This window comes from Mesorhizobium sp. M7A.F.Ca.CA.003.01.2.1 (assembly GCF_003998945.1).
In the GTDB taxonomy this organism is placed as follows: Bacteria; Pseudomonadota; Alphaproteobacteria; order Rhizobiales; family Rhizobiaceae; genus Mesorhizobium; species Mesorhizobium ciceri.
In genome coordinates, this window is the sequence record NZ_RZRA01000235.1 from 1 (window position 1) to 6,479 (window position 6,479).

The following is a 6,479-nucleotide window of genomic DNA, read 5'->3' on the forward strand; positions in this document are numbered from 1 at the left end:
CTGCCCGATCGTGCACGCCGCCGACGATCTCAGCGTCATGCAGTCGCTGGAGGCGCTGCCTTTCATCACCCAATCGGCACGGGCTATCTTCGGGGCAAAGCCCTACCGGATCGGACCGTCGACGATTGCCATGCGCCAGAACCCTTATGGCGGAGCGACCAAACCCAATCCCGGGGGACAGCGCATTGCCATGGCCGACAGCGATCCGCGCCATGCCGGCCAGTTCGCGGCGGCTTGGACGGTCGGCTATGCCGCGCGCGTCGCAGCCGCTGGGCTGGAACAGCTCACGCTCTCCAGCTTCACCGGACCGTTCGGCGTGCTGGCGTCATCCGGAGAACCCGTCGCGGAAGGATCGCCCCGGCCGCTCTTCAGAGCCATCAAGGGGCTTTGCGAACTGGCCGGCCTTGCGCATGTGGCCGCAGGGACGAGCGATGAGACCAAGGTGCTGGCGCTGGCTGGACGCTCGGCCTCGGGCGACACTGTCGTGTGGCTGGCGAACCTGACGGCGGACGACGTGCAAGTCGACATTTCAGCTTTTGGCCGAGGCCATCTCGTGATGACGCCTTACGAGATCGTCCGGATCGACTGACGTTATTTTTCGGAGTTCATCACATAGAGCGCGCGCGAGCGTTCGAGATGCTTGATCATCGCCTTCTCGGCGCCATCGGCATCCTTCTTCTCGATGCGGCCGATGATCTCTTCGTGCTCGGTGAGCGTGAACTTTTCCTTGCCGGTCCAGATCAGCATTTCGGTGTGGTATTCCTTCAGCCAGCCGAGCATCGCCTCGCTGACGGCGACATAGATCGGGTTGCCGGAGATCGCGGCGATCTGTGTATGGAACTTCATGTCGGCGGAGATGAAGGCTTCGGAATCGCCGCGAAAGCCGCGCTGTTCGGCAACGGTGGCCCGCAGCCGCAGCACATCCTCGGCGGTGGCCTTTTCGGCGGCTTCCCTGACCATGCCACGCTCGAAGAAGATGCGCGCGGTCTTCAGGTGCTCCAGCGTGTCTTTCGATGACGACAGGATGATCTTGGCGGCGCCGTCGACCTGCTTGATGATCGACTTGGCGGTGAGTTGCAGCACCTTGGCGCGTTCGCCATGCGAGATCGCAACCAGCCCCATATTGCTCAGCGCCTGCATCGCCTCGCGGATCGCGGGGCGGCCGACCTCGAAGCGCTCCATCAGCTCGCGCTCCGAGGGCATGTCGTCGCCTGGCATCAGCTCGCCGCTGGTGATCAGGCGCTTCAGCCGCAAGAAGACCTCATCGGAAAGCTTGCGCCGGACAATCGGTTCCGAACGGTTCATCGCCGCGAATCACTCCCTTGACCCGGCCCTATCTAACACTGCCGCCACAATTCCCGGAATTGCCGTCTGTCGATCCCGCTGCCGGATATGACTTGCAATACTTATGTACTCATTATACCAGATTCGAAACACCAGTGAACCTTTTTCGAACGCCTCGGCTTGAGACAGCGGACCATGATCACCCTCACCTACCGCATCGAAACGCCTGGAAGCATCGAAGCGCTGGCGGCCAAGATCGCCAGCGATCAGTCGACCGGCACCTTCGTAGCGCTGCCCGGCGAGACCGAGGAACTGAAGGCCCGGGTGGCGGCACGTGTGCTGGCGATTCGGCCTCTGCCCGATGCCGAGCGGCCGTCGCTTCCCAATGACGGTAAGGGGCCGTTCAGGCGCGCCGATGTCGACATCGCCTTTCCGTTCGATGCCATCGGCACCGACCTTTCGGCGCTGATGACGATTGCCATCGGCGGCACCTATTCGATCAAGGGCCTTACCGGGATTCGCGTCGTCGACATGAAATTGCCGGAGGAGTATCGCGGGGCACATCCCGGCCCACAGTTCGGTGTCGCCGGCAGCCGCCGGCTGACCAATGTGACTGACCGCCCGATCATCGGCACGATCGTCAAGCCGGCGCTAGGATTGCGGCCGCACGAGACGGCGGCAATGGTGGCGGAACTGATCGCCGCCGGCGTCGACTTCATCAAGGATGACGAGAAGCTGATGAGCCCGGCCTATTCGCCCCTGTCGGAACGGGTGAAGGCAATCATGCCGCTGATCCTCGATCACGAGCAGAAGACCGGCAAGAAGGTGATGTATGCCTTCGGCATTTCGCACGCCGATCCCGACGAGATGATGCGCAACCACGATCTGGTGGCGAAGGCCGGCGGCAATTGTGCTGTTATCAACATCAATTCGATCGGCTTTGGCGGCATGGCATTCCTGAGAAAACGCTCCGGCCTGGTGCTGCATGCTCATCGCAACGGCTGGGACATCCTCACCCGTCACCCCGGCCTCGGCATGGACTTCAAGGTCTGGCAGCAATTCTGGCGACTGCTCGGCGTCGACCAGTTCCAGATCAACGGCATCGCCTCGAAATACTGGGAACCGGATGACTCTTTCGTCGAATCCTTCAAGGCGGTGACGACGCCGATCTTTTCGGCTGGGGACTGCGCATTACCGGTGGCAGGTTCCGGCCAGTGGGGCGGTCAGGCGCCCGAGACATATGCACGAACCGGCCGGACCGTGGATCTTCTCTATCTCTGCGGCGGCGGCATCGTCAGCCATCCGGACGGACCGGGCGCCGGCGTACGTGCCGTGCAGCAAGCCTGGCAATCGGCGGTCGACGGCATTCCGCTGGCCGACTTCGCCTTGAACCATCCCGAACTGGCGCGGTCGATCGAAAAATTCGGCGACGGCAAGGCAGCCTGAGACGATGCAGGACCTGCTTCTCAGCTATTATGGCGACGACCTGACCGGCTCGACCGATGTCATGGAGGCGCTCGAGCTCGGTGGCGTGCCGACCGTGCTGTTCATGCGCCAGCCGGACGCGGCCCTGCTGTCCCGGTTTGGCCATTGCCGGGCGATAGGGCTGGCCGGCACCAGCCGCAGTGAGACGCCGCAATGGATGGACACGCATCTGCGCGATGCCTTCGCCTGGCTGAAGACGCTTAACGCCGAGATTTGCCACTACAAGGTCTGCTCGACCTTCGATTCCAGCCCGACGATCGGCAGCATCGGCCGAGCCATCGAGGTCGGCCGCTCGGTGTTCGCGCAGGATAGCGTGCCGCTGCTGGTCGGCGCGCCGCAGCTCAAGCGCTATACCGCTTTCGGCCATCTGTTCGCGGCCTATCGCGACCAATATTTCCGCATTGATCGCCACCCGGTGATGAGCCGTCACCCGACGACGCCAATGGATGAGTCCGATCTGCTGATCCATCTGTCGCGGCAGACGGCGCTGAGCTCCGGGCTGGTCGATCTTGCGACGCTGCAGTCGGCATCGCGGTCGGCGGCGTTCGATCGCCTGACCGGAAACGGCACCGCCATCGTGCTTGTCGATGTCGACAGTCTGGAGACGCAGGTTTTGGCCGGCAAGGAACTGTGGCGCGTTCGCAAGCCCGGCGGTTCTTTTGTCGTCGGCTCGTCCGGTGTCGAATATGCGCTGCTGGCCGAATGGACGTCGAATGGCGTCGTCAGCGCTGGGCCAGGCTTCACACCGCCGGGCGCTGCCGAGCGGATAGCCGTCGTGTCGGGCAGTTGCTCGCCGACCACCGAACGACAGATCCGGCATGCCCTGACCGACGGTTTCGACGGCATCGAGGTCGATCCGGTCGAACTGGTTTCGGAGGCCTCGCAGCAGGCGATCACGCGCGCAACGGCAAGCGGCCGTGCCAGTCTGCAAGCCGGGCGCAGCGTCATCCTCTACACCGCGCTTGGCCCCACTGCCGACAGGGGCGCCGAAATCGACCGGGAGGAAGGCGCCCGCCACAGGCTTGGCCGCGGCCTCGGAGAAATCCTTCGCAACCTGACGGTGGAACAGAGCCTGCGTCGCGTGGTCATTGCAGGCGGCGACACGTCGAGCCACGCACTCGGCGAGACGGGCGTCGATGCCCTGACAATTCGCATGCCGCTGCCCGCTTCGCCGGGTTCCCCGCTTTGCGTTGCCCACTCGCGCGTCAAGGCGATCGACGGACTGGAGGTCGCGCTCAAGGGCGGCCAGGTCGGGACCGATCGCTATTTCTCAGCCATCCGCGACGGCCTCGGCGGTTGAAACAGCCAGCGCCTGCGTCCAGGTGTTGGCCGTGGGAACATCTCAGCGCGCGAAATACGCCTTGCCGGGTGGAAATCCCGGTAACACCCGGTATTATCTGCGAAAATGCCGAAGTCGGGAGGATGCCGGGTGCAGACCAAGAAGATCATCAACGATGGCAACCGCGCCGTCGACGAGATGCTGGAAGGCATCCTGGCAGCGCATCCCCGCCATCTCAAAAGCGTGGACGGCAGTCCACGCTCCATCGTCGCCCGCGACGGGCCGCGCCAGGGCAAGGTGGGCCTGGTCATCGGCGGCGGCTCGGGCCACGAGCCGAGCTTTCTCGGCTTTGTCGGCAAGGGCTTGGCTGACGCTGCGGCCATCGGCAATGTCTTTGCCTCGCCGCCGCCGGACCCGATCCTCGAATGCGCCAAGGCGGTCAGCGGCGGCGCCGGCGTGCTGTTCATGTACGGCAATTATGCCGGCGACGTGATGAATTTCGACATGGCGGCCGAGATGGCGGCGATGGACGACATCGAGGTGCGCACGGTGCTGAGCACCGACGACGTCGCCTCGGCACCGCGCGACCAGCGGCACAAGAGGCGCGGCGTCGCCGGCAATTTCTTCATCTTCAAGGCGGCCGGCGCCGCCTGCGACCGGATGTTGTCGTTCGACGAATGCGAGCGCATCGCCGGCAAGGCCAACGACCACACCTTCACCATGGGCGTGGCGCTGTCGCCCTGTTCGCTGCCGCAGACCCGCCGGCCAAATTTCGAGATCGGGCCGGACGAGATGGAGATCGGCATGGGCATCCACGGCGAGCCCGGCATCGCACGCGAAAAGTTGAAAACAGCCGATGAGATCACCGACGAGATGCTGGACAGGATCCTCGACGAGATGGCGCCGGCGCGCGGCGACAAGGTCGCGGTGCTCGTCAATTCGCTGGGCTCAACGCCGCTGATGGAACTCTACATCATGAACCTGCGCGTGAAGCAGAGGCTTGATGAGATCGGTGTGTCCATCCACGCAAGCTGGGTCGGCAATTACTGCACCTCGCTCGAAATGGCCGGGGCCTCGATCACGCTGCATCGGCTGGACGGCGAGTTGCAGACGATGCTGGACCACCCCTGCGACTGCGCCATGTTTCGCGCCGGCTAAACCCACTCTGTGGCAAGGACTAAGACATGACGACAATCGATACTGCCCGCCTTGTCACGATGTTCGCGGCGATCGCAAACTCCATGTCAGCAGACAGGGACAGGCTGTGCGCGCTTGACGGGGTTATCGGTGACGCCGACCACGGCATCGCGATGGAGCTTGGATTTTCCGCTGCGCGCGATGCGGTGGCCGGACTGGACACCGCGGCGACCGATCCGACCACCTTGCTGAACACGGCGGCAAAGTCGTTCCTGAATGCGGTCGGCGCCTCCTCCGGTCCGCTCTATGCGACCGCGCTCATGCGCGCCGCGGCAGCCGTCAAGGGCAAGACGGCGCTCGACGACGCGGATGTGGTCGCCCTGTTCCAGGCCATGGCCAAGGGCATTCAGGATCGCGGCAAGGCAGAGCTTGGCGAAAAGACGATGATCGATGCATGGGCGCCGGCGGGGCAAGCGGCGGGCGAAGCGCTGGCCTCAGGCAAGGATCTGGCCGCCAGTCTCAAGGCCGCCGCCCAGGCGGCAGAGACAGGCGCGGAAGCGACCAAAGCGATGGTGGCCACCAAGGGCCGGGCATCACGCCTCGGCGAACGTTCGCTTGGCCATATGGATCCGGGCGCTGCGTCCGCCGTCACCGTGATCGAGGCGATGCGGACCGCCTTGACCGACTGATCATCAGCGGACTTGCCGCGTCTTTCAGCGCTTGGCGTCGAGCTTGTCGACGGCCTGCACGTTCGCGGCAGATGGGCCATTCGGATCAAACTCGGAGGCAAGCCATGCGTCGGCGATCGATTTCGCCAGTTCGGGACCGATGACGCGGGCGCCCATGGTGATGATCTGGGCGTTGTTGGACTTGGCGGCGCGCTCCGCGGAATAGGTATCGTGGGTCAACGCGGCGCGAATGCCCGGCACCTTGTTGGCAGAGATGCTGACGCCGATGCCGGTGCCACAAAACAGGATGGCCCGGTCGTAGTTGCCGTCGAGAATTTCGTGGCCGACCGAGGCGGCGATATCGGCGTAGAAGCCGGCCTGGCTCAGGTCGACGACCTGCAACTCCGGCTTGGCGGCGAGATGCTTGGCGATGACATCGAGCAGCGGCTTGCCGGCGCTGTCGGCTCCGAGTGCGATCTTCATGATGATGAACTCCTTTGCTTTTGTCTCTGTCTCTTTGATTTGACGCAATTCCGGACGGAAAACCGCTTCACACTTTCCCGGAATTGCTCGCGCGGTTAGCGCGCGATGGCGGCCGACGCCTTTCTCAGAATGTCGATATATCC

Annotated in this window: 6 protein-coding genes and 1 pseudogene; 5 read left to right on the top strand and 2 right to left on the bottom strand. The window is 63.9% G+C overall.

Annotated elements, in window-relative coordinates; translation table 11 throughout:
• Window positions 1-589: pseudogene (locus EN969_RS12215) on the top strand (hypothetical protein); the annotation flags it as partial.
• Between the two features lie 2 nt (window positions 590-591).
• Here EN969_RS12215 and EN969_RS12220 read toward each other — a convergent pair.
• A complete protein-coding gene (locus EN969_RS12220) occupies window positions 592-1,305 on the bottom strand; it encodes a transcriptional regulator NanR (RefSeq protein ID WP_063167520.1) in 714 nt (237 codons plus the stop codon).
• 174 nt (window positions 1,306-1,479) lie between these two features.
• Here EN969_RS12220 and oiaX point away from each other — a divergent pair, with 174 nt between their 5' ends.
• The 4 genes from oiaX to dhaL all read left to right on the top strand — a co-directional run bounded on the left by oiaX (window position 1,480) and on the right by dhaL (window position 5,874).
• The gene (gene oiaX / locus EN969_RS12225) at window positions 1,480-2,730 is read left to right on the top strand and encodes a 3-oxo-isoapionate-4-phosphate decarboxylase OiaX (RefSeq protein WP_063167519.1); all 1,251 of its coding nucleotides are present in this window, start codon (window positions 1,480-1,482) and stop codon (window positions 2,728-2,730) included.
• A gap of 4 nt (window positions 2,731-2,734) precedes the next feature.
• Window positions 2,735-4,069, top strand: a complete 1,335-nt coding sequence (locus EN969_RS12230; protein ID WP_027163946.1) for a four-carbon acid sugar kinase family protein — start codon at window positions 2,735-2,737, stop codon at window positions 4,067-4,069.
• A gap of 129 nt (window positions 4,070-4,198) precedes the next feature.
• Window positions 4,199-5,206, top strand: a complete 1,008-nt coding sequence (locus EN969_RS12235; protein WP_063167518.1) for a dihydroxyacetone kinase subunit DhaK — start codon at window positions 4,199-4,201, stop codon at window positions 5,204-5,206.
• A gap of 26 nt (window positions 5,207-5,232) precedes the next feature.
• On the top strand, window positions 5,233-5,874 hold the full coding sequence (gene dhaL / locus EN969_RS12240; RefSeq protein WP_027163948.1) for a dihydroxyacetone kinase subunit DhaL: 642 nt from the start codon (window positions 5,233-5,235) through the stop codon (window positions 5,872-5,874).
• A 24-nt stretch (window positions 5,875-5,898) separates the two neighbouring features.
• Here the strand turns inward: dhaL and EN969_RS12245 are convergent, their stop codons facing one another.
• Window positions 5,899-6,336, bottom strand: coding sequence for an RpiB/LacA/LacB family sugar-phosphate isomerase (locus tag EN969_RS12245; RefSeq protein ID WP_127419146.1), 438 nt, complete (start codon window positions 6,334-6,336; stop codon window positions 5,899-5,901).
• Between the last annotated feature and the right edge of the window lie 143 nt (window positions 6,337-6,479).